Raw genomic sequence first — 17,679 nt, forward strand, 5'->3', positions numbered from 1 at the left:
CGATTGAGGATTGACAGATGAAGACAGCTGCCGACGTGGCGCTGGTGACAGGCGGGGCCAAACGCATAGGCAAGGCGGTCGTCGAGGACCTTGCCGCGCATGGCTTTGCCGTCGCCATCCACGCCAATCGTTCGGGTGAAGAGGCCGAGACCTTGGCCGACCGCATTAGGGGCGAGGGCGGCCGCGCCGCCGTGATCGCCGCCGACTTGACCGACATGGACGCCGTCTCGGATCTCGTCGGCCGCGCCGAAGCCGCGCTCGGACCTGTCACGCTACTGGTCAACAACGCCTCTCTGTTCGTCGACGACCGAGTGGAAGATTTCGACTGGCAGGCCTGGGACCGCCATTTCGCCATCCATGTGAAGACGCCGGCGCTGCTGGCGCAGAACTTTGCCCGCGCCCTGCCTGAAGGCGAGGAGGGGCTGATCGTCAACATCATCGACCAGCGCGTCTGGCGGCCGACGCCGCGCTATTTCTCCTACGCGCTGTCGAAATCGGCGCTGTGGACGCAAACGCAAATGCTGGCGCAGGCGCTCGGGCCGCGCATCCGCGTCAACGCCATCGGCCCTGGCCCGACGCTGAAGAACAAGCGCCAGGATGACGATGATTTCGACAGCCAGGTCGAGGGCCTGATCCTGCAGCGCGGCCCGCAATTGCCCGAATTCGGCGCCACGATCCGCTATCTCTGGCAGGCGCGCTCGGTGACCGGCCAGATGATCGCGCTCGACGGCGGCCAGCACCTTGCGTGGCAGACGCCCGATGTGACAGGCATGGTGGAATGAGTCCCTCGACCCAAAGACGCAACGGCGCCGCCGACGATCTGCCGCCCGATCTCGACCCCGATATCGACATTGAGGACGAGGCGGCGGAAGAGATCGTCGAGCCCGAGGCTTTGCCGTCCGGTCCTGAGGTCGCCTTCACGGCCATCGACTGGACGCCGCATGCCGGCGATGCCGACGGCATGGTCGGCACCGAGGTGATCCAGACCCTCGTCAAGCGGCTGCCCAACCAGCCCGGCGTCTATCGCATGATGAATGCCACCGGCGACGTGCTCTATGTCGGCAAGGCGCGCAGCCTGAAGAAGCGCGTCACCAACTACGCGCAAGGGCGTTTCCACACCGCCCGCATCGGCCGCATGGTGCGCGAGACGGCGACGATGGAGTTCGTCGTCACCCGCACCGAGATCGAGGCGCTGCTGCTCGAGGCCAATCTCATCAAGCGGCTCAGGCCCCGCTTCAACGTGCTGATGCGGGACGACAAGTCGTTTCCTTACATCCTGTTGACCGGCGACCATGTCTCGCCCGGCATCTACAAGCATCGCGGCGCGCGCTCGCGCAAGGGCGACTATTTCGGCCCCTTCGCCTCTGCCGGCGCGGTCGGCCGCACCATCAATTCCCTGCAGCGCGCTTTCCTGCTTCGAAGCTGCACCAACTCCTTCTACGAGAACCGCACAAGGCCGTGCCTGCTCTACCAGATCAAGCGCTGCGCCGGTCCCTGCACCGGCGAGATATCGCATGAGGGCTATGCCGAGCTGGTCACAGAGGCCAAGGATTTCCTCTCCGGCCGCAGCCAGAAGGTGAAGACCGAAATCTCTGCGGCCATGCAGCAGGCGTCGGAAGAGCTCGATTTCGAGCGCGCGGCCATCTACCGCGACCGGCTTGCAGCGCTGTCGCATGTGCAGGCGCATCAGGGCATCAACCCGCAGACGGTGGAGGAGGCCGACGTCTTCGCCATCCACCAGGAAGGTGGTCAGACCTGCATCCAGGTGTTCTTCTTTCGGACCGGCCAGAATTGGGGCAACCGCGCCTACTTCCCCAAGGCCGATCCGGCGCTGGAGCCGGCCGAGGTGCTGGGCTCGTTCCTGGCCCAGTTCTATGACGACAAGGTGCCGGCGCGCACGCTGCTTCTCTCCCAGACCGCGCAGGAACAGGAATTGCTCGGCGAGGCGCTCTCCACCCATGCCGGCCGCAAGATATCGATCTCGGTGCCGCAGCGGGGCGAGAAGAAGGACCTGACCGATCACGCGCTGCAGAACGCGCGCGAGGCGCTCGGCCGCAGGCTGGCCGAGACTTCGACCCAGGCGCGGCTGCTCACCGGCTTTGCCGAGACCTTCGGCCTGGCAAAGCCGCCGGTGCGCATCGAGGTCTACGACAACTCGCACATCATGGGCACCAATGCCGTCGGCGCAATGGTCGTCGCCGGCCCGGAAGGTTTTGTGAAGAACCAGTACCGGAAGTTCAACATCCGCTCGACCGAGATCACGCCGGGCGACGATTTCGGCATGATGCGCGAGGTGATGCAGCGGCGTTTTTCGCGGCTGCTCAAGGAGCATGGCGACGAGCAGAAATCGTCAGTGTCTGAGAGCCTTGCCCCGGAGGACGGCGCCGGCGAGGAGGATCTGGTCGCCGGCAATGGCGGCTTCCCGGCCTGGCCCGACGTCATCCTGATCGACGGCGGCCAGGGCCAGATGACGGCGGTGCGCCAGATCCTTGCCGATCTCGGCATCGAGGACCGGGTGGTCGCCATCGGCATCGCCAAGGGTCCGGACCGCGACGCCGGCCGCGAGCGCTTCTTCGTCAAGGGCAGGGAGAGCTTCATGCTGCCGGTGCGCGATCCGGTGCTCTACTTCGTCCAGCGCCTGCGCGACGAGGTGCACCGCTTCGCCATCGGCTCGCACCGCGCCCGCCGCAAGAAGGAGATGGTCAAAAGCCCGCTCGACGAGATCGCCGGTATCGGCCCCGGACGCAAACGCGCGCTGCTCCATGCATTCGGCACCGCCAAGGCGGTCAGCCGCGCCGCGGTCGAGGACCTGGTCAAGGTCGACGGTATCTCCGAGCATGTGGCGAAGCTGGTCTACAATCATTTTCACGAGAGCTGACGGCCGGTTTCGGGCACGGAAGTTCAATGCGGGTGGTCTCTTTTCGGGGATGCTCTGCCTGGATAGGAGCCGAGACAGCTACCGCGTCGTCATCCAAGGGCGAAGCAAGGAGCGAAGCGACGCGGCGCAACCCCTAGGATCCATGCCGTGACACCAAGGCGTTGATTCGTTGCAGAATTCTGCTCCGTTGCATCCCTCGATCGAGGTCACGGCATGGATCCTCGGGTCTACGCAGGAGCTCCGCTCCTGCTCCGCCCGTGGATGACGAAGTTGCTCGGCCTTCGCCCAATCTCCAGCATCGCAAAGAGCCGGCATCGGGGGAGATGCCCCGGTCCACCCTCCGCAGCTGCTGCGGAGGACGGGCAGGGCAAAGGGGTCCTTCACGCCGCCCCTCACGCCATTTTTCCCTGTCCAATCGAATCTCGCCTGTTGACCCCCTACATTGGCTTCTGATTTGAGTACCTCTCTGGCGGAGGAGATTTCCCGAGACGACATGGCACAGCGCGCGTTCAACCTGCCGAACATACTGACCTACGCCCGCATCGTCGCGGTGCCGCTGGTCGTGCTGTGCTTTTTTCTCGAGGGGCATCTGAAGTCGTCCGACTTCGCCCGCTGGTCGGCGCTGGCCATCTTCCTGCTCGCCTCGATCACCGATTACTTCGACGGCTATTTTGCGCGCGCCTGGCAGCAGACCTCCAATATCGGCAAGATGCTGGACCCGATCGCCGACAAATTGCTGGTCGCCACCTGCCTGCTTTTGCTTGCAGCCGACACGGACCGCCACGCCGGCATCGCCGGCTGGTCGCTCTGGGCGGCGATCATCATCCTGTGCCGAGAGATCCTGGTTTCGGGCCTGCGCGAATATCTGGCTGCCTTGAAAGTTTCGGTGCCGGTGACGCAGCTCGCCAAATGGAAGACCACCATTCAGATGGTCGCCATCGCCTTCCTGCTGGCCGGCCCGGCCGGCGACAAGTTCTTTCCGCTGACCACGCAGATCGGCCTGGTTCTGTTGTGGGTCGCCGCGCTGGTCACGCTCTACACCGGCTACGATTATTTCCGCGCCGGCCTCAAGCACATCATGGACGAGTGAGATGCGCCTTATCTATTTCGCCTGGGTGCGCGAGCGGATCGGCAAGCCGGAAGAGGATGTCGAATTGCCGGCCGGCATCGAGACGGTCGCCGATTTGCTTGGCTGGCTCAAGTCGCGCGGCGAGGAGTACGAGAACGCGCTGCAATACCCGGACGTCATCCGCGTCGCCATCAATCAGGAACATGTCGGCCACCGCGAGAAGATAGAAGGCGCGCGCGAGATCGCCCTGTTTCCGCCGATGACCGGGGGCTGAGATGGCCGGCGCGGTCTTGCCCGCCATCCGCATCCAGCGCGAGGATTTCGACGTCGCCGCCGAGATCGCCGGCCTGACCAAAGGCCGCGCCGATGTCGGCGCCGTGGTGACTTTTTCCGGCCTTTGCCGTGACGAACAGGGCGCGCTGTCGGCGCTCGAACTCGAGCACTATCCCGGCATGGCCGAGGCCGAGATCGGCCGTATCGCCGCGCAAGCCCTCGAGCGCTGGCCGCTGCAGGGGCTCACCGTCATCCATCGCCATGGAAAGATAGCGCCGGGCGAAAACATCGTGCTGGTGGTGGCGGCCTCGTCGCACCGGCAGGCGGCCTTCGAGGCGGCGGATTTCCTCATGGACTATCTGAAGTCGCGCGCGCCCTTCTGGAAGAAGGAGCATCTCGCCGACGGCACCCAGGGCGGCTGGGTCGAGGCCAAGGAAGCGGACGACGAGGCCGCCGACCGCTGGAAGAAATCTGGCGAATAAGTCCGGCCTCGGCCATCGAACGACCGCAATCCTTCCCGACCTTGCCAATCGGTTTGATTTGCTTGGCGGAGCAGGGTCATGCTGGACCGCATCGCGGAATTCTTCATCTTTGGGCTGGTGCCGCTGGTCGTCGGCGTGCTTGCCGTGCCGGAAGTGACCAAGGCCGGTGAAAAGACGATTGCCGGCGAGGTGACCTACCGCGAGCGCGTCGCCCTGCCGCCCGATGCCGTGCTTTCGGTCGAGATCGCCGACGTCTCGCTGGCCGATGCGCCGGCAACCGTGATTGCCAAGCGCAAAATAGCGCCGGCCGGCCAAGTGCCGATCAAGTTCGAGATCGGCTTCGATCCCAAGGCGATCAAGCCCCGCAGGACCTATGCGCTGCAGGCCCGCATAACTGTCGAGGACCGGCTGTTGTTCATCACCGACAGCCGCCATCAGGTCGATCCGCTGGATGGCAAGCCGCAGACCGTCGTACTGAAGATGGCAGCGTCCTGACGCTTCACCAAGCGAGCCGAGGCATTTCGCAAAAGATCAGCCCTGTGGCGGCTGTGGCGCCGGCGTCAGGCCGAAGCGGCGCATCAGGTCCATGAGCCTCGCGCGGTCGGGCGGGCCACCGGCGCTGAAGATGGCAAATGCCTCGCGGAAATATTCCGGGCCGATCGCCGCGGATGTCACCACGCACAGCACTTTGGCGGTTTCGGTGGTGTTGTTGTCGAAGCGGTGGACCGCGCCGCGCGGAATGCACAGGGCTTGTCCCGGCTCGATGTTGTGCTGCTGGCCGTCGACGGTAAGCGAGAGTACGCCCTCGATCCCATACATCGTCTCTTCATAGTGGTCATGGCTGTGTGCCGGGGCGAGCAGGCGCTGGGAGCCGGGCACCGTCAGCTCAAAGGCGGCGATGCTGCCGTTCGACTGCTCGCCGGTGAGAAGGAAGCGCACGGCAAGCCGGCCATCGCCGATTGTCTCGTCTGCCGGATTGACGCGGATCTGGTTGGCTTTTTCTAGCATTGCATCCTCCCGCATGGTAAATCGAATTTACCGATATGAGTAAATTCAATTTACCGGACTGTCAATGGCCCAACTCACGGATGACCCGCCAAGGAGGCCTCCTTTGATCGGCGCGCTGCTGCGCGTGCCGGCCATGGCCATCCACCGCAAGCTGATCCGGGAGCTCAGGGCATCCGGATTCGAGGACCTCAGCCCGCCGCATATGGCGGTGATCCAGTATCCGGGTCCGGACGGGATGCGCCCGAGCGCGCTTGCCGAGCGTGCGGCCATGAGCAAGCAGGCCATGAACCAGCTGCTGAAGACGCTGGAGGGCATGGGCTACATCACGCGTTCCATGGCGCCTGACGACGGCGGCGGGACGGTCGTCAATTTCACCGACCGCGGCCGCGCGGCCTATCAGAAGATGGCCGACATCCTGTTGGACATCGAGCGCGAATGGGCCGACGAACTTGGCGAAAAGCGCTTTCATGAGCTGAAACGACTGCTCGGCGATCTCTGGGATACGTCGCTTATTCGCTGAAGCGGGTGCCCCTCGGGCCGACCACCATTGCCGGGAATAATCCGGGCCTACGAAGCGTTCCTTCTAACGTGGCGGGCAGGCAAAGGGGATGTTTCCCGAAAACGTCCCTTCGTTGAAGCCGTCGGACCGAATGCGCGGATCGATCTGGCACCTCAAAGGAGACCAGATATGAAAAACTACATGCTCATCCTCATTACCGGTGTATCGCTGATCGCCTTCGCCGGCTTTGCCAGGGCGGACGACCATCTGTTCAATGCCACTCAGCATGGGTTGAGTCCTGACGGGCAGCCGTTCCAGACCAATAAGGCCGGCCACAGCGGCGATCTCGCGCCTGGTCAGGGCAGCCCGTTCGCGGGTGCCGATACCCAGACACCGGCCACCGACAATGAAACGGCGAACGATCATGCGAATGTGAAGGATCGCCAGCCGAAATGACGTTAAGCCCGCCGAGAGGGGGGCGGGTTTTTAAGAGCAAGTGGGATGCCGTTCTCCGTCCGGAATTGCGTGAAAACAAAGAGATGGAGCGGTTCGCCGTTTCCATGAAACGGTGAAATGCTCTTGCGGGTCGGCTCGTCTCAATAGTTCAGTCTTTCAATCGAGCGCCACGCAATTGACCACGCCGCGGCGACCGCCTAGCCTCCCGCGAAAATGGGGATGGGGTTCCCCCGAAACCGCCTACATACCGGGCTGATGACTTCTGCCAGGCTTGCTCTCGCGCGGCAGGATTTGTTTTTTCCGCTCGCATAGTGCCTGCTTTGTCGAGGTGATTCCGTCTGGAATCGCGTTTGGAAAGGCATGAAGCGATGACCCTTGCGGCTTGCGCCCTGGTCCTGATCGGCGGGTTCTTCGGCGGTATTTCCCGGTTTTTCCTCTCCGGCGTGGTCGGCCGTCGCATCGGCGAGACCTTTCCCTGGGGCACGCTGCTGGTCAACGTTTCCGGCGCTCTTGCCATCGGCGCCTTCGCCGGCGCGGCGCGGGCGCATGGCGGCGTCTTTGCCAGCGATCTCGTCCGCGACCTGATCGTCGTCGGCCTGTTCGGCGGTTACACCACGGTCTCGTCCTTCTGCCTGCAGACGCTCAACCTGGCGCTCGACGGCGAGGGGCGGCTTGCCGCCTTCAACGTCGTCGCTTCGTCGGTGCTGTGTGTGCTGTCCGTCGCTCTCGGCTTCCTGGCCGTCGTCTGGGTGGTTGATTCAACCACCTGGACGATTGGTTAGGCGGCCTGAGCGATGGCGGACAGGCAGACGGCTATGCGGCTGTATCTGGCGGTCGGCTGCGGCGCGGCCATCGGCTCGCTGGCCCGCTTCCTGTCGGGCTATGTCATCGTCTCGCAGCTTGGCCTGAATGCGCTCTATTCGACCGCTTTCGTCAATGTTGTCGGCTCGTGGATCATCATGGCCTTCGCCACGCTGACCGGGCCGGACGGCCGCCTGATGGTCGGTCCCGCCAGCCGCAATTTCGTCATGGCCGGCTTCTGCGGCGGCCTCACCACTTTCTCGGCGATGAGCCTCGATACCTTCATCCTGCTGTTCGAGGGCGACTTGCCGCTGGCCGCGACCTATCTCATCAGTGTGGTCGGGCTGTCGCTCGCCGCCGCGTGGCTGGGCTATCTCATGGCGTCCAGGTTGAACCGCTTGCCCGTCAACAGATAATCAGGCCAACAGGCAATCAGGGAGGAGAACATGGAACTTCCCGCGCAATGCGCGCTGCTCAGGATATTCTTCGGCGAGGACGACAGAGCGGCCGACGGCAGGCCGCTGCACGAGGCGATCGTCATCAAGGCGCGCGAGACCGGCATGGCCGGCGCCACGGTGCTGAGAGGTCCGCTCGGCTTCGGCCGCTCCAGCGTGCTGCACACCGCCAAGATTCTGCGCCTGTCGCAGGATCTGCCTATCGTTGTCGAGATCGTCGACGCGCCGGAGAAGATCGATGCGCTGATCCCCGAGATCAAGGCGCTGACGAAGACGAAGAGCTGCCTGATCACCCGGGAGAAGGTCGAAGTCATCCGCTACGGCGACGGGGACTGAACCCCGATCCCCCGTGAGCCGCCGCGAAGATGGCGGCCGATCGTCCCTTCGTCGAAGATACCGGCGGAAAAGAGTTTCATCGCCTCTACTGCCAGGTCCGATGCCGCGGAGCTTCCCACGGCGATGCCGCGCTCCTCGCAGATCTGGTCATAGATACGCTTCAACAGGACGAGATCGTCCGGATAGGCAGCGCCACTTTCGGAAACATGGGGCTTGACTATGCTCCCCTCCCTCCTATCGGGCGGAAGCGCGATGGTCGCTCACAGCCGGCGACGCCCTTAGCCATCTTGTCGCCGATGCCGCCGATCTAGGGTGTTCGGCGGGTTTGTCCACCCGCAAGCAACGAAGCAACCCGGTCCGACCGGGTTGCTTCGTTATCCTTAGCCGACGATCTCGGTGTCGGAGAACCAGTACTTGATCTCCTGCGCGGCGGTCTCCGGCGCGTCCGAGCCGTGCACCGAGTTCTCGCCGATCGACAGGGCGTGCACCTTGCGGATGGTGCCCTCGGCGGCATTGGCCGGGTTGGTGGCGCCCATCACTTCGCGGTTCTTGGCGATGGCGTTGTCGCCTTCCAGCACCTGCACGATGGTCGGAGCCGACGACATGAATTCCACCAGCTCGCCAAAGAACGGGCGATCCTTGTGGACGGCGTAGAAACCTTCCGCCTCGCGGCGGCTCATCCACACCCGGCGCGATGCGATGACGCGCAGGCCGGCGTCCTCCAGCATCTTGGTGATGGCGCCCGTCAGGTTGCGCCTGGTCGCGTCCGGCTTGATCATGGAGAAGGTGCGTTCGATCGCCATAGGGTCGTCCTTGTTCTGGGAATGGAAATTGGAGTGGCGGGCTCTATACAAGTCGCTTGGCGGCTTGCCAAGGGGAGGCGGCTTCTGGTCAAGGCGAGCCCTTTGCGGGATAATTAGACGGCTGCGAACGCGCGGAACGCAGGCTTGAAGCATCGCGGCGTGGAGCCCGAGGCAATGAACTGGCCCTACCTCAGACGTGGCGATATCGCTGGTATTCTCTTCATGGCCGTTGTCCTTGCCGTGCTCGTCTTCGCCGTGCTGGTCCTGCCGCCGCGGGATCACAATTTCGGCTTCGGCCCGGAATGGCAGTGCACGCGCGTGGGTGAGGGCGAGCCGATCTGCGTCAGGCTGGTCGAGAAGGGCGAGGCGAACAAGGAGCGCCAGGAATAGGCGCTAAAGCTCGATCTCAATGGTCAATGTCGGCGCATCGCCGGCCTTGAGGCCTTCGCGCTGGCGCACCGAGGCCTTGACCGGCAACAGCAGGCTGCCAGACGCCTTGTCGGGAAAGAGCGATGTTTGCCACCTGGTCTTGCCGATCTTAGCCGTGACGCCGAGCGAGCCCCAGGGGCGCGCAAGTCCCGCCATCGCCGCTTTGATCCGTGCCGCGAAGTCGGTTGGCAGCGTCATGAAATGCCAGCCGCCTTTGCCGGGATAGACCCAGATCTCGGCCTGCATCTCATAGCGCAACATCCGACGCTCGCGGCCTTCACGCCGCCGCCGCGACCTGCCGGCCGATCCCGCCATGCAGGTCGAGGCAGCGCTCGAACCAGTGGGCGATGCTGTCGCTATCGTCGAGCAACTGGAAAGGCGAGGCGATGCGGCCCCATTGCAGCGCCCCGAACACGATGTAATCGGCAAACAGCGGCGCCTCGCCGCCAATGAAGGGCTGGTAGGTGAGCGTCGAGCGCAGCGGCTCCAGCGCGGCGCGGAAGGCTGTGAGCCCGGCATCGCGGTTGGCCACGACGTCTTCCAGCCGCTTGCCGTAGCGCTGCTCGCGATTCTCGCGGAAATAGGCCGCATTCGGCACGTCTTGCATCGCATGCAGATCGGTCAGTGCCACCGTCGCGATATAGGGATGGATGGTGAGCTGCGACCAGCGCTCGATGAAGCGCGCCGTCGCCTTGCCGCCTTCGCCGGAAAACAGCGTCGGCCGTTCCGGATAGGCTTCGTCGAGATAGAGCGCGATGGCGAAGGAATCGGCCACCACACGCTCGCCGTCGCGGATCACCGGCACCGTCTTCGATACGCCGCCCTCGACTTTCGGCACCTCGAGGAAGCGCGTCGGCACCTTGGTGGCGGCGAGCCCCTTATGCGCCAAAGCCATCTTGGTCTTCCAGCAATGCGGGCTGAACGGGCGGGCGGTGTCATGGCCGACGAGGTCGTAGAGCAGAATGGTCATTGGCGGGTCCGTTGCTGCGGGTTACGAAGAGCCCGGATTCGCGATGAGCCGGGTGGGAAGAATGAAGCAGCATTTCATGATGTTTGCGGCCTACAATCAATGGGCCAATGGCCGCCTCTACGATGCCGCCGCCGATCTTGGCGAAGACGAGCTCGGTCGTGACGTCGGTGCCTTCTTCGGCTCGATGCTTGGCACGCTCAACCATCTGCTCGCCGTCGACCGTGTCTGGATGAAGCGCTTCACCGGCGAAGGCGACGCGCCTGCCAACACCGCCGCCATCCTCTACCGAGCCTTGCCGGCCTTGAAACTGGCGCGCGAGGCTGAAGACAGAAGGATCGTCGACTGGGTGAGCGGCATGGGCGACAAGGCGATTGCCGGCCGTTTCTCCTACATGACCGTCGACATGCGCACGGTCTCGCAGCGGCTTCCGCCGGCGCTCAGCCATTTCTTCAACCATCAGACCCATCATCGCGGCCAGGCGCATATGGTGCTGACGGTGCTCGGCCGGCCTTCCGTGCCGCTCGACCTGATGCTGTTCCAGCGCTCCGAGGAAGGCCGCGCCTATGCCTGAAGCCTCGCTCTGGAGAAGTCTCACGTTTCTGGTGCGATTTCATTGTCACTCGCGCCTGCTGTGAGAACGTCTCGCGTCTGGAGCTTTTACCTTAAATATTGATGTAATATCGTAAGGTTATTTAATATTTCGATATAGAGATCAAAAACTACAAACTATTCTTAAAAATTCGCATCCGAAACCGAGTCATGGCTTTCGGCGTAGATATTTGCGCGCAAGTCATAGCTAAAACACGCGATGCTAATATGGCGCAGCGCAGCAAATATGGCGTTCAAAAGGAGAGTGTCATGCCTAGTATCGTTCGAAAAATGTATAAAGCCCTTACCTGTGGCACGATTATCGCTATTTTGGCAGTTCCAGCGAATGCTGCAAGTCTCGGGCTTGGTGGTCTCGGCGGCGCATCCGTCGGAGATAACAGCGCCAGCGCCAACGCGGGCGGGGCAAGCGGCGCCAATGCAAACGCCTCGTTCGGGGGAAGCAGCACCAGTGCGACGGCTTCCATCGGCGGCACCAGCGGTGCAAACACCTCGGTTTCGCTTGGCGGCGGCCAGGCAGGGGATGCGGCGGTTTCCCTCGGCGGCACCAGCGGCACCGGAGCCACCGCCTCGGTCGGCACTAGGGGCGCCAATGTAGGCATCGGCACGCTTGGAGCTTCTGGCGGTGTCGGCGTCGGTATCGGCACACCAGGCACACTGGGAGTTCCGGGTACCCCCGGCACGCCAGCTACCATCGGTCAACAACGTGCCGTCGCTCAGATGACGAGCAGCCAGCTCGCGCGCATGAAGAAGCGGTGTGTCGATGTGCTTTCCAGCGAAGGTGCCTATGACAGCGATCTCAGGGCCTTGTGCCTGATGATCTCGCGTCGCTGACGCCGGATCGAGGATCCGGCAGGATCATGCGCCAGGTCAGAGTGCCATGCCGTTCCGGGTGCCGCCAGGCAACACCGGGCAATGGACCAGTGTCGGACCAGCCGTGAGGCTCCACGGCACTCTCCTACCGCGCCGCCGGCGCAGCCTGCGGCGTGCTGACGAGAACCTCCGGCCAGTCGGAAAGCCCGCCACCAGCGGTGGTGGGCTTTCTGTTGCCCGTCGAGGTGGGCCGGTCCCGACCTCTGGTTAACCAAACTTGCATTGAACCTAATAGATTAGGACTTCGTTTGCGCTCCTGCCCCAAAATGGAGCCGTTGCAACGGGAGCAATGGCATGCGCATCGATTTGTCCCCGACAAGCTGGGGCAGGGTTTTGGTGGTCACAGCCGCCGGCACCGCCTTTTTCATTGCCGCCGCCTTCTTCGTCGATTCCTTCAATTTCCCCTCGCTGTCGCCGCAAGCGCTGCTTTGGGCGCAACTCACGGATCTTTTCCTGCCGCTTGTCCTTGGCGGCTCCTTCCTGTTCGTCCTGATGTGGAAGATGCGCCAGCTGGCCATCGCGCAGAAGGAGCTCAGCGTCGTTGCCGCGACCGACAGCCTGACCGCGGTCTTCAACCGCGGCGCCTTCTCGATGCTGGTCGAAGCCTACCTCCAGCAGGCGCGCGGCCAGACGGTCGCCGATGCCGGCGCGCTGCTGATCGTCGATGCCGACCACTTCAAGTCGATCAATGACCGCCTCGGCCACGATTGCGGCGACCAGGCGCTCAGGCTGATCGCCGCGACGATCAAGGGGCAACTGCGCGGCGCCGACATTGTCGGACGCATCGGCGGTGAGGAATTCGCGGTCTTCCTGCCCGGCGCCGACGCCGCGCGCTCCTTCCTGGTCGCCGAATCCATCAGGCGCCGCATTCGCGAGGCGGAGTTTGCGCCCGACGGGCGGCCCTGGCCGCTTTCGGTGAGCATCGGCGGTATCGCCTTCAGCGGCCCGACCACCTACCACGACGTGTTCCAGGTCGCCGACCGCCACCTTTACAGGGCCAAGTCCAACGGCCGCGACCAGGTGAGCTTCGAGAGCCCGCGCGGCGGACCTGCCGGCGACGCTGGCGGTACCGTGCACTAAAGCGCGTCGCGCTGAACCGGATTCAGGCGACGCGCTTTAAGTCTTTGTCTTGATGCATGTCGTTGTCCCAGAACCGCTGCACACTTCTGGGCGACATGCATTAATCCGCTTCGGCATGCGCTTTAAACGCCTTGCCGGCGCACCTTGAGTGCGGTCAGCCGTGGCTGCGATTGAGCAGCGGCCGGTCGAATGTCCCGTGCGGTGTTTCACGCAGCGGTCGAAAAGTTCCACGAGATTTTTCGCCCATCCCAAAGTGCCGCGCATGCCGGCGGCGCCATCAACGGTCCGTTCATGCTTTGGCGGCTAGTGTCGGCGGCTGACTTCAGCCGATCCGCGAGCGACCGTGTTCGATCTTATCGACCTAAAGGCGGTGCTGGTCATCGCCCTCATCTTCATTCCGCTGGAGCAGCTCCTGCCCCTGCATGGCGAGCAATCTGCGACGCGCCGGCATTGGCTGAACGACGTTTTCTATCTGCTCTTCAACGGCATCGTCATCAAATTCGGCATCTTGCTGGTAATCGGCGCGACGATGCTCCTGGTCCAGCGTTTCGTTCCCGCGGCGCTTACCGCCGCCGTCCAGTCGCAGCCCATCTGGCTGCAGGCGATCGAAGTGCTGCTCGTCGCCGACATCGGCTTCTACCTTGCCCATCGCGCCTTCCACGCGGTGCCGTTCCTGTGGCGCTTCCACGCCATCCACCACTCGATCGAGGAGATGGACTGGCTGGCCGCCCACCGCGTGCACCCGGTGGACCAGATCCTGACCAAGTCGGCTTCGTTCCTGCCGCTGCTCGCGCTGGGCTTTTCCGGCGAAGCGGTTCTCATCTACGTGCTGATCTATCAATGGCAGTCGGTGTTCATCCACTCCAACACACGCATCAAGTTCGGACCGCTGAAATGGCTGATTGCCTCGCCGCAGTTCCATCACTGGCACCACGCCAACGAGCGTCAGGCCTATGACAAGAATTTCGCCGGCCAGCTGCCCTTCCTCGACCTGATCGCCGGCACCCTGTTCATGCCGCAGGGCATGCCGGAAAAATACGGTGTCGACGAGCCGGTGCCGCAGCTCTACCACCAGCAGTTCGTCTACCCCTTCGCCGCAGCGGCCGAGCCGGCCGCGCCGATCGCCGACGCCTCATCCGCCGCCGGCAAGCCGGAATGATGGTATGAAAAAGCCCGCCGTCTGGTGGCGGGCTTCCCGGGAGGATGGTCTTTTGCCGTAAGTTCAGGCGGCAAAGCCGCCATAGCCGCGCGCCACGGGCTTGACCGAGATGACCGGCTGCTCCGAAGGCCACAGGACGCCGGCTGTCACCGCGAAGGTGATCAGTGCATCGCGCGCGGCTTCGGCCGGGATATCGCCGCTCCGCGCGGCCTCGCAGGCCCTCACCGCGGCGCCGTAGCTGAGGCGACGGCGCGACGGCGGGAATTCGGTCAGGAAGTCATGCATCTCGAACAGCGAGGCGATCATGCGCTTGTGGCCGGCGCCGACGCTGAGAGCGACCGGGGTGAAGAACATCCTGTCGTACATTCGGACCTCGTCAATTGGCTGCGAAAACGGCGGGGCTGCCGCCTCCGGTCTGGGGGTGGGACGCCACACAACGCTGCTTGCGGCGAGAGGTTCCGCGCATGTCAATTTTTCTCGGACTGGCTCGATATGCCGTCCTGCTGGAGCGCAAACAAATCGGGCTCTTCGCCTGGCAGCCGGCCGGAACGGGCAGGCGGCCTATTTCCACATGCCGCGCATGCGCGCGCCGAGGTCGACCTTGACGCCCGGTCTCTGGCGCGGGTCGTCCTTGAGCGCGGCACTCGCCCAGGACGACTGCTCGAAGGCCGAAAGCATAGAGGCCGGGATGAAGCGGGTGCGCGAGGCATAGACGTGGCGGTCGCCGCGCGCCGGCTGGTTGTGCGGATAAAAGCGCTGCGGCACGACGAGATGCAGGCTGTCCTTGGCTCTGGTCATCGCCACATAGAGCAGACGGCGTTCCTCCTCGATGTCCTCCTTGGTGCCGACGCCGAGATCGGCCGGGATGCAGCCGTCGACGGTGTTGAGCACGAAGACATTCTTCCACTCCTGGCCCTTGGCCGAATGGATGGTCGACAGGATGAGGTAATCCTCGTCGCGATGCGGCGGCCCGGCCTGGTCGCTGGTGGCGTCGGGCGGGTCGAGTGTCAGCTCGGTCAGGAAACGCTCGCGCGAGGGATAGGTCGAGGCGATCTGCTCGAGCTGGAGGAGATCGGCCCGCCGCGTGATGGCGTCTTCATGGATGCGCTCCAGATGCGGCTCATACCAAAGCCTGATCCGCTCGAGGTCGGCCGGCCATTTGGCGCCGGCGCGCAGCCCGCTATAGATGTCGAGGAACACCGGCCAGGCTTCAGCCGCGCGCTGCGGCGGCCGGAAGCGGGCGAGGCCCAGCGTCTCGTCGAGCGACGTCGCCATGGCGTCTACGATCTGCGAGGCGGCGGACGGCCCGATGCCTGGCATCAATTGCAGCACGCGGAAACCGGCGACGCGGTCGCGCGGGTTCTCGGCGAAGCGCAGCATCGCCAGCATGTCCTTGATATGCGCGGCATCGAGGAATTTCAGGCCGCCGAATTTGACGAAAGGAATGTTGCGGCGCGTCAGTTCCACCTCCAGCGGCCCGCTGTGGCTCGATGTGCGGAACAGCACTGCCTGCGCCTTCAGCGCCGTGCCGGCCTCGCGTTCGGCCAGGATCGCCTGGCAGACATAATTGGCCTGCTCGGCCTCGTCGCGCACGCTGACCAGCTGCGGTTTGTGCGAGGACCGGCGCTCGGTCCACAGGTTCTTGGTGAAGCGCTCGCTTGCCTCGCCGATCACCGTGTTGGCGGCGGCCAGGATCGTCTCGGTCGAGCGGTAATTGCGTTCCAGCATGACGACCGCGGTTGCTTGCGCGAACTGCTTTGGAAAATCGAGGATGTTGCGCACTTCCGCCGCGCGGAAGGAATAGATCGACTGCGCGTCGTCGCCCACCACGGTGAGCCCCGCGCCATCCGGCTTGAGCGCCAAGAGGATCGAGGCCTGCAGCCGGTTGGTGTCCTGGTATTCGTCGACCAGCACATGGTCGAAACGGCTGCCGAGGTGGGCGGCGATCTGAGGCTCGGCCGCCATCTGCGCCCAGTAGAGCAGCAGGTCGTCGTAGTCGAGGACGTTCTGCGCCTGCTTGGCCTCCACGTAAGCCGCAAACAATTCCTTGAGCTGTTCTGCCCACCCTGAGCACCAAGGGAAGGCGGAGCCCAGCACTTCGCCCAGCGGCGTCTGTGCGTTCACCACCCGCGAATAGATCTGCAGGCAGGTGCTTTTGGTCGGAAAGCGGCTTTCGGTTTTCGAGAATCCCAGCTCGTGCCGGGCGAGATTCATCAGGTCGGCCGAATCCTCGCGGTCATGGATGGTGAAGGCCGGATCGAGGCCGATCTGCTCGGCATAGTCGCGCAACAGCCTGGCGCCGATGCCGTGAAAAGTACCGGCCCAGGCGAGCGCGTCGGCAATGATGGCCGCGTCGCGTCCCAGCACCTCGCCGGCAATGCGCTCGACCCGCTTGGCCATCTCGGCGGCGGCGCGGCGCGAGAAGGTCATCAACAGGATGCGGCGCGGATCGGCACCTTTGACGATGAGGTGGGCAACGCGATGCGCCAGCGTGTTGGTCTTGCCGGAGCCGGCGCCGGCGATCACCAGAAGCGGCGCGGCCACCTTGCCGTCGCCATGCACCACCGCCAGCCGCTGCTCATCATTCAGCCGGGCAAGATAAGCGGGCGCCTCGAAGGACGAATCACGAGCGGCGATGTTCATCGCCCATCAAGCATCGTTTCCGCTTTGTTCGCAATACGGCTGATCTCGCCCCTTGGCGCTTGTGATTGGCGAAGCCGACTGAACTACCGTCTCGGCTCGACCCCCATCGCAGCCGACTGGCGACGCAGCGCGCGTCTTTCGTCGCCGGGCATGTCCAGCGGCGCGACATCGCCGGGAACCTCGTCGATGATCCTCACAGCGACGCGATAGGCGATGTAGGCAAACAGGCCTGTTAGCAGCAGGCGGATCATGGCAAATCTCCTCATGCGGTTCGATTGGCTCTCAACCGGGCGCGCCGCGGTTGGTTCCCTTCCAGCCAAACCGCCTCACGCAACCAAACCGCCATCGCTTCGTTTGCTCCGAGGAGCGAACGAGAGGAGGTCGTCATGAGGAAGCTTCCTGTGCTGCTGGCTCTCGCGGCAGGGCTCGCGCTCGCCGCCTGCGACAACAGCGTGCCGCCCACCAAGGCACCCGTCGACCAGAACCCACAGGTCGACAAGAACCCGGTGCCGAAATCGACCACCGGCGGTGATCAGCCAGGCACGCCGCCCAAGCAATAGGGACAAGGCAGGTCCGGCCGAAACTGCCGTTGGGCTGAAACGAAGAAGGCCGGCGCTGCTTGGGAGGAAAGGAGCGCCGGCCAAGCGGGAAAATCAGGCCCGCCGCACAGTCCAAGATAGCTGAGTCTTTCCGTCACGTCATGGTGCGATCGCGGTAGCCGGCTATACGGCACCAGATAAATCACCGGAAAATTGCGAAGCAACCCCGGCTGCTGCATCGTCACGCATTCCAACCACGAATGGCTGCAGTTCCGGCGCGGCTCTACGAAGATGGCGTCTCAGTTCGTGCAGATAAGCTG

At 63.9% G+C, this 17,679-nt stretch carries 25 protein-coding genes and 1 riboswitch; of the genes, 17 read left to right on the forward strand and 8 right to left on the reverse strand.

Annotated features, from left to right (window positions below; all coding sequences use genetic code 11):
* Positions 1-17: 17 nt before the first annotated feature.
* The 6 genes from RFM98_RS16970 (at position 18) to RFM98_RS16995 (ending at position 5,197) form a co-directional block, all read left to right on the forward strand.
* Positions 18-782: an SDR family oxidoreductase gene (locus tag RFM98_RS16970; RefSeq protein ID WP_320309947.1), complete on the forward strand. Its 765-nt coding sequence runs from the start codon at positions 18-20 to the stop codon at positions 780-782.
* A complete protein-coding gene (uvrC, locus tag RFM98_RS16975; RefSeq protein ID WP_320309948.1) occupies positions 779-2,878 on the forward strand; it encodes an excinuclease ABC subunit UvrC in 2,100 nt (699 codons plus the stop codon). The genes RFM98_RS16970 and uvrC overlap by 4 nt, the downstream gene beginning before the upstream one ends.
* Positions 2,879-3,371: 493 nt before the next feature.
* Entirely contained in the window at positions 3,372-3,968 is a 597-nt protein-coding gene (pgsA, locus tag RFM98_RS16980) for a CDP-diacylglycerol--glycerol-3-phosphate 3-phosphatidyltransferase (RefSeq protein WP_320213841.1), read from the forward strand.
* 1 nt (position 3,969) lies between these two features.
* The gene (gene moaD, locus RFM98_RS16985; protein WP_320309949.1) at positions 3,970-4,221 is read left to right on the forward strand and encodes a molybdopterin converting factor subunit 1; all 252 of its coding nucleotides are present in this window, start codon (positions 3,970-3,972) and stop codon (positions 4,219-4,221) included.
* Position 4,222: 1 nt separating this feature from the next.
* On the forward strand, positions 4,223-4,702 hold the full coding sequence (locus RFM98_RS16990) for a molybdenum cofactor biosynthesis protein MoaE (protein WP_320309950.1): 480 nt from the start codon (positions 4,223-4,225) through the stop codon (positions 4,700-4,702).
* 78 nt (positions 4,703-4,780) lie between these two features.
* Complete coding sequence (locus tag RFM98_RS16995) at positions 4,781-5,197, forward strand: YbaY family lipoprotein (RefSeq protein WP_320309951.1); 417 nt, start codon at positions 4,781-4,783, stop codon at positions 5,195-5,197.
* 36 nt (positions 5,198-5,233) lie between these two features.
* Here RFM98_RS16995 and RFM98_RS17000 read toward each other — a convergent pair whose 3' ends face one another.
* Positions 5,234-5,710: a cupin domain-containing protein gene (locus RFM98_RS17000; protein WP_320309952.1), complete on the reverse strand. Its 477-nt coding sequence runs from the start codon at positions 5,708-5,710 to the stop codon at positions 5,234-5,236.
* A 103-nt stretch (positions 5,711-5,813) separates the two neighbouring features.
* Here RFM98_RS17000 and RFM98_RS17005 point away from each other — a divergent pair, with 103 nt between their 5' ends.
* The 5 genes from RFM98_RS17005 to RFM98_RS17025 all read left to right on the forward strand — a co-directional run bounded on the left by RFM98_RS17005 (position 5,814) and on the right by RFM98_RS17025 (position 8,257).
* Positions 5,814-6,230, forward strand: a complete 417-nt coding sequence (locus tag RFM98_RS17005; RefSeq protein WP_320309953.1) for a MarR family winged helix-turn-helix transcriptional regulator — start codon at positions 5,814-5,816, stop codon at positions 6,228-6,230.
* A 168-nt stretch (positions 6,231-6,398) separates the two neighbouring features.
* Entirely contained in the window at positions 6,399-6,665 is a 267-nt protein-coding gene (locus tag RFM98_RS17010) for a hypothetical protein (RefSeq protein ID WP_320309954.1), read from the forward strand.
* 206 nt (positions 6,666-6,871) lie between these two features.
* Positions 6,872-6,937, forward strand: a riboswitch (Fluoride riboswitch).
* A gap of 96 nt (positions 6,938-7,033) precedes the next feature.
* Positions 7,034-7,447 carry a fluoride efflux transporter CrcB gene (gene crcB, locus RFM98_RS17015; RefSeq protein ID WP_320309955.1) on the forward strand — a complete coding sequence of 138 codons (414 nt, stop codon included), beginning with the start codon at positions 7,034-7,036 and terminating at the stop codon, positions 7,445-7,447.
* Between the two features lie 12 nt (positions 7,448-7,459).
* A complete protein-coding gene (crcB, locus tag RFM98_RS17020) occupies positions 7,460-7,882 on the forward strand; it encodes a fluoride efflux transporter CrcB (protein ID WP_320309956.1) in 423 nt (140 codons plus the stop codon).
* Positions 7,883-7,912: 30 nt separating this feature from the next.
* Positions 7,913-8,257 (forward strand): DUF190 domain-containing protein, encoded by a 345-nt coding sequence (locus RFM98_RS17025; RefSeq protein WP_320213847.1) that lies wholly within the window; start codon positions 7,913-7,915, stop codon positions 8,255-8,257.
* Here the strand turns inward: RFM98_RS17025 and RFM98_RS17030 are convergent.
* Both RFM98_RS17030 and ndk read right to left on the reverse strand, forming a co-directional pair.
* Positions 8,239-8,421, reverse strand: a complete 183-nt coding sequence (locus RFM98_RS17030; RefSeq protein WP_320309957.1) for a hypothetical protein — start codon at positions 8,419-8,421, stop codon at positions 8,239-8,241. The two genes, RFM98_RS17025 and RFM98_RS17030, sit on opposite strands and share 19 nt — an antisense overlap.
* A gap of 216 nt (positions 8,422-8,637) precedes the next feature.
* On the reverse strand, positions 8,638-9,060 hold the full coding sequence (gene ndk, locus RFM98_RS17035; RefSeq protein WP_320213849.1) for a nucleoside-diphosphate kinase: 423 nt from the start codon (positions 9,058-9,060) through the stop codon (positions 8,638-8,640).
* Positions 9,061-9,234: 174 nt separating this feature from the next.
* On the opposite strand from ndk, the gene RFM98_RS17040 reads away from it, so the two are divergent.
* Positions 9,235-9,450, forward strand: coding sequence for a hypothetical protein (locus RFM98_RS17040; RefSeq protein WP_320309958.1), 216 nt, complete (start codon positions 9,235-9,237; stop codon positions 9,448-9,450).
* Positions 9,451-9,453: 3 nt separating this feature from the next.
* Here RFM98_RS17040 and RFM98_RS17045 read toward each other — a convergent pair whose 3' ends face one another.
* Both RFM98_RS17045 and RFM98_RS17050 read right to left on the reverse strand, forming a co-directional pair.
* Positions 9,454-9,750 carry a DUF1905 domain-containing protein gene (locus tag RFM98_RS17045; RefSeq protein ID WP_320309959.1) on the reverse strand — a complete coding sequence of 99 codons (297 nt, stop codon included), beginning with the start codon at positions 9,748-9,750 and terminating at the stop codon, positions 9,454-9,456.
* Positions 9,751-9,766: 16 nt separating this feature from the next.
* Positions 9,767-10,459, reverse strand: coding sequence for a glutathione S-transferase family protein (locus RFM98_RS17050; protein WP_320309960.1), 693 nt, complete (start codon positions 10,457-10,459; stop codon positions 9,767-9,769).
* A gap of 61 nt (positions 10,460-10,520) precedes the next feature.
* On the opposite strand from RFM98_RS17050, the gene RFM98_RS17055 reads away from it, so the two are divergent.
* The 4 genes from RFM98_RS17055 to RFM98_RS17070 all read left to right on the forward strand — a co-directional run bounded on the left by RFM98_RS17055 (position 10,521) and on the right by RFM98_RS17070 (position 14,177).
* Complete coding sequence (locus RFM98_RS17055) at positions 10,521-11,030, forward strand: DinB family protein (RefSeq protein WP_320309961.1); 510 nt, start codon at positions 10,521-10,523, stop codon at positions 11,028-11,030.
* A 188-nt stretch (positions 11,031-11,218) separates the two neighbouring features.
* A complete protein-coding gene (locus tag RFM98_RS17060; protein ID WP_320309962.1) occupies positions 11,219-11,899 on the forward strand; it encodes a hypothetical protein in 681 nt (226 codons plus the stop codon).
* A 333-nt stretch (positions 11,900-12,232) separates the two neighbouring features.
* Positions 12,233-13,018, forward strand: a complete 786-nt coding sequence (locus RFM98_RS17065) for a GGDEF domain-containing protein (RefSeq protein WP_320309963.1) — start codon at positions 12,233-12,235, stop codon at positions 13,016-13,018.
* Between the two features lie 343 nt (positions 13,019-13,361).
* On the forward strand, positions 13,362-14,177 hold the full coding sequence (locus RFM98_RS17070; RefSeq protein WP_320309964.1) for a sterol desaturase family protein: 816 nt from the start codon (positions 13,362-13,364) through the stop codon (positions 14,175-14,177).
* A 63-nt stretch (positions 14,178-14,240) separates the two neighbouring features.
* Here the strand turns inward: RFM98_RS17070 and RFM98_RS17075 are convergent, their stop codons facing one another.
* From RFM98_RS17075 to RFM98_RS17085, 3 genes are all read right to left on the reverse strand, one after another.
* Positions 14,241-14,543: a DUF982 domain-containing protein gene (locus RFM98_RS17075; protein WP_320309965.1), complete on the reverse strand. Its 303-nt coding sequence runs from the start codon at positions 14,541-14,543 to the stop codon at positions 14,241-14,243.
* Positions 14,544-14,738: 195 nt separating this feature from the next.
* Positions 14,739-16,820, reverse strand: a complete 2,082-nt coding sequence (locus tag RFM98_RS17080) for an ATP-dependent helicase (RefSeq protein WP_320309966.1) — start codon at positions 16,818-16,820, stop codon at positions 14,739-14,741.
* An 83-nt stretch (positions 16,821-16,903) separates the two neighbouring features.
* Complete coding sequence (locus tag RFM98_RS17085) at positions 16,904-17,071, reverse strand: hypothetical protein (protein WP_320309967.1); 168 nt, start codon at positions 17,069-17,071, stop codon at positions 16,904-16,906.
* 135 nt (positions 17,072-17,206) lie between these two features.
* Here RFM98_RS17085 and RFM98_RS17090 point away from each other — a divergent pair, with 135 nt between their 5' ends.
* Positions 17,207-17,380, forward strand: coding sequence for a hypothetical protein (locus RFM98_RS17090; RefSeq protein WP_320309968.1), 174 nt, complete (start codon positions 17,207-17,209; stop codon positions 17,378-17,380).
* Positions 17,381-17,679: the final 299 nt, after the last annotated feature.

It is taken from the genome of Mesorhizobium australafricanum, from assembly GCF_033977265.1.
GTDB classification, from domain to species: Bacteria; Pseudomonadota; Alphaproteobacteria; order Rhizobiales; family Rhizobiaceae; genus Mesorhizobium; species Mesorhizobium australafricanum.

Excerpts from the sequence above, each read along its gene's own strand:
- RFM98_RS17050 (WP_320309960.1), bottom strand. The coding sequence starts at position 10,459 with ATGACCATTCTGCTCTACGACCTCGTCGGCCATGACACCGCCCGCCCG.
- RFM98_RS17085 (WP_320309967.1), bottom strand. The coding sequence starts at position 17,071 with ATGATCCGCCTGCTGCTAACAGGCCTGTTTGCCTACATCGCCTATCGC.
- RFM98_RS17080 (WP_320309966.1), bottom strand. The coding sequence starts at position 16,820 with ATGAACATCGCCGCTCGTGATTCGTCCTTCGAGGCGCCCGCTTATCTT.
- RFM98_RS17045 (WP_320309959.1), bottom strand. The coding sequence starts at position 9,750 with ATGTTGCGCTATGAGATGCAGGCCGAGATCTGGGTCTATCCCGGCAAA.
- RFM98_RS16995 (WP_320309951.1), top strand. The coding sequence starts at position 4,781 with ATGCTGGACCGCATCGCGGAATTCTTCATCTTTGGGCTGGTGCCGCTG.
- RFM98_RS17010 (WP_320309954.1), top strand. The coding sequence starts at position 6,399 with ATGAAAAACTACATGCTCATCCTCATTACCGGTGTATCGCTGATCGCC.
- ndk (WP_320213849.1), bottom strand. The coding sequence starts at position 9,060 with ATGGCGATCGAACGCACCTTCTCCATGATCAAGCCGGACGCGACCAGG.
- RFM98_RS17000 (WP_320309952.1), bottom strand. The coding sequence starts at position 5,710 with ATGCTAGAAAAAGCCAACCAGATCCGCGTCAATCCGGCAGACGAGACA.
- RFM98_RS16990 (WP_320309950.1), top strand. The coding sequence starts at position 4,223 with ATGGCCGGCGCGGTCTTGCCCGCCATCCGCATCCAGCGCGAGGATTTC.
- uvrC (WP_320309948.1), top strand. The coding sequence starts at position 779 with ATGAGTCCCTCGACCCAAAGACGCAACGGCGCCGCCGACGATCTGCCG.
- RFM98_RS17065 (WP_320309963.1), top strand. The coding sequence starts at position 12,233 with ATGCGCATCGATTTGTCCCCGACAAGCTGGGGCAGGGTTTTGGTGGTC.
- moaD (WP_320309949.1), top strand. The coding sequence starts at position 3,970 with ATGCGCCTTATCTATTTCGCCTGGGTGCGCGAGCGGATCGGCAAGCCG.
- RFM98_RS17055 (WP_320309961.1), top strand. The coding sequence starts at position 10,521 with ATGAAGCAGCATTTCATGATGTTTGCGGCCTACAATCAATGGGCCAAT.
- RFM98_RS17040 (WP_320309958.1), top strand. The coding sequence starts at position 9,235 with ATGAACTGGCCCTACCTCAGACGTGGCGATATCGCTGGTATTCTCTTC.
- crcB (WP_320309956.1), top strand. The coding sequence starts at position 7,460 with ATGGCGGACAGGCAGACGGCTATGCGGCTGTATCTGGCGGTCGGCTGC.
- RFM98_RS17075 (WP_320309965.1), bottom strand. The coding sequence starts at position 14,543 with ATGTACGACAGGATGTTCTTCACCCCGGTCGCTCTCAGCGTCGGCGCC.
- crcB (WP_320309955.1), top strand. The coding sequence starts at position 7,034 with ATGACCCTTGCGGCTTGCGCCCTGGTCCTGATCGGCGGGTTCTTCGGC.
- RFM98_RS17060 (WP_320309962.1), top strand. The coding sequence starts at position 11,219 with ATGGCTTTCGGCGTAGATATTTGCGCGCAAGTCATAGCTAAAACACGC.
- pgsA (WP_320213841.1), top strand. The coding sequence starts at position 3,372 with ATGGCACAGCGCGCGTTCAACCTGCCGAACATACTGACCTACGCCCGC.
- RFM98_RS17090 (WP_320309968.1), top strand. The coding sequence starts at position 17,207 with ATGAGGAAGCTTCCTGTGCTGCTGGCTCTCGCGGCAGGGCTCGCGCTC.
- RFM98_RS16970 (WP_320309947.1), top strand. The coding sequence starts at position 18 with ATGAAGACAGCTGCCGACGTGGCGCTGGTGACAGGCGGGGCCAAACGC.
- RFM98_RS17025 (WP_320213847.1), top strand. The coding sequence starts at position 7,913 with ATGGAACTTCCCGCGCAATGCGCGCTGCTCAGGATATTCTTCGGCGAG.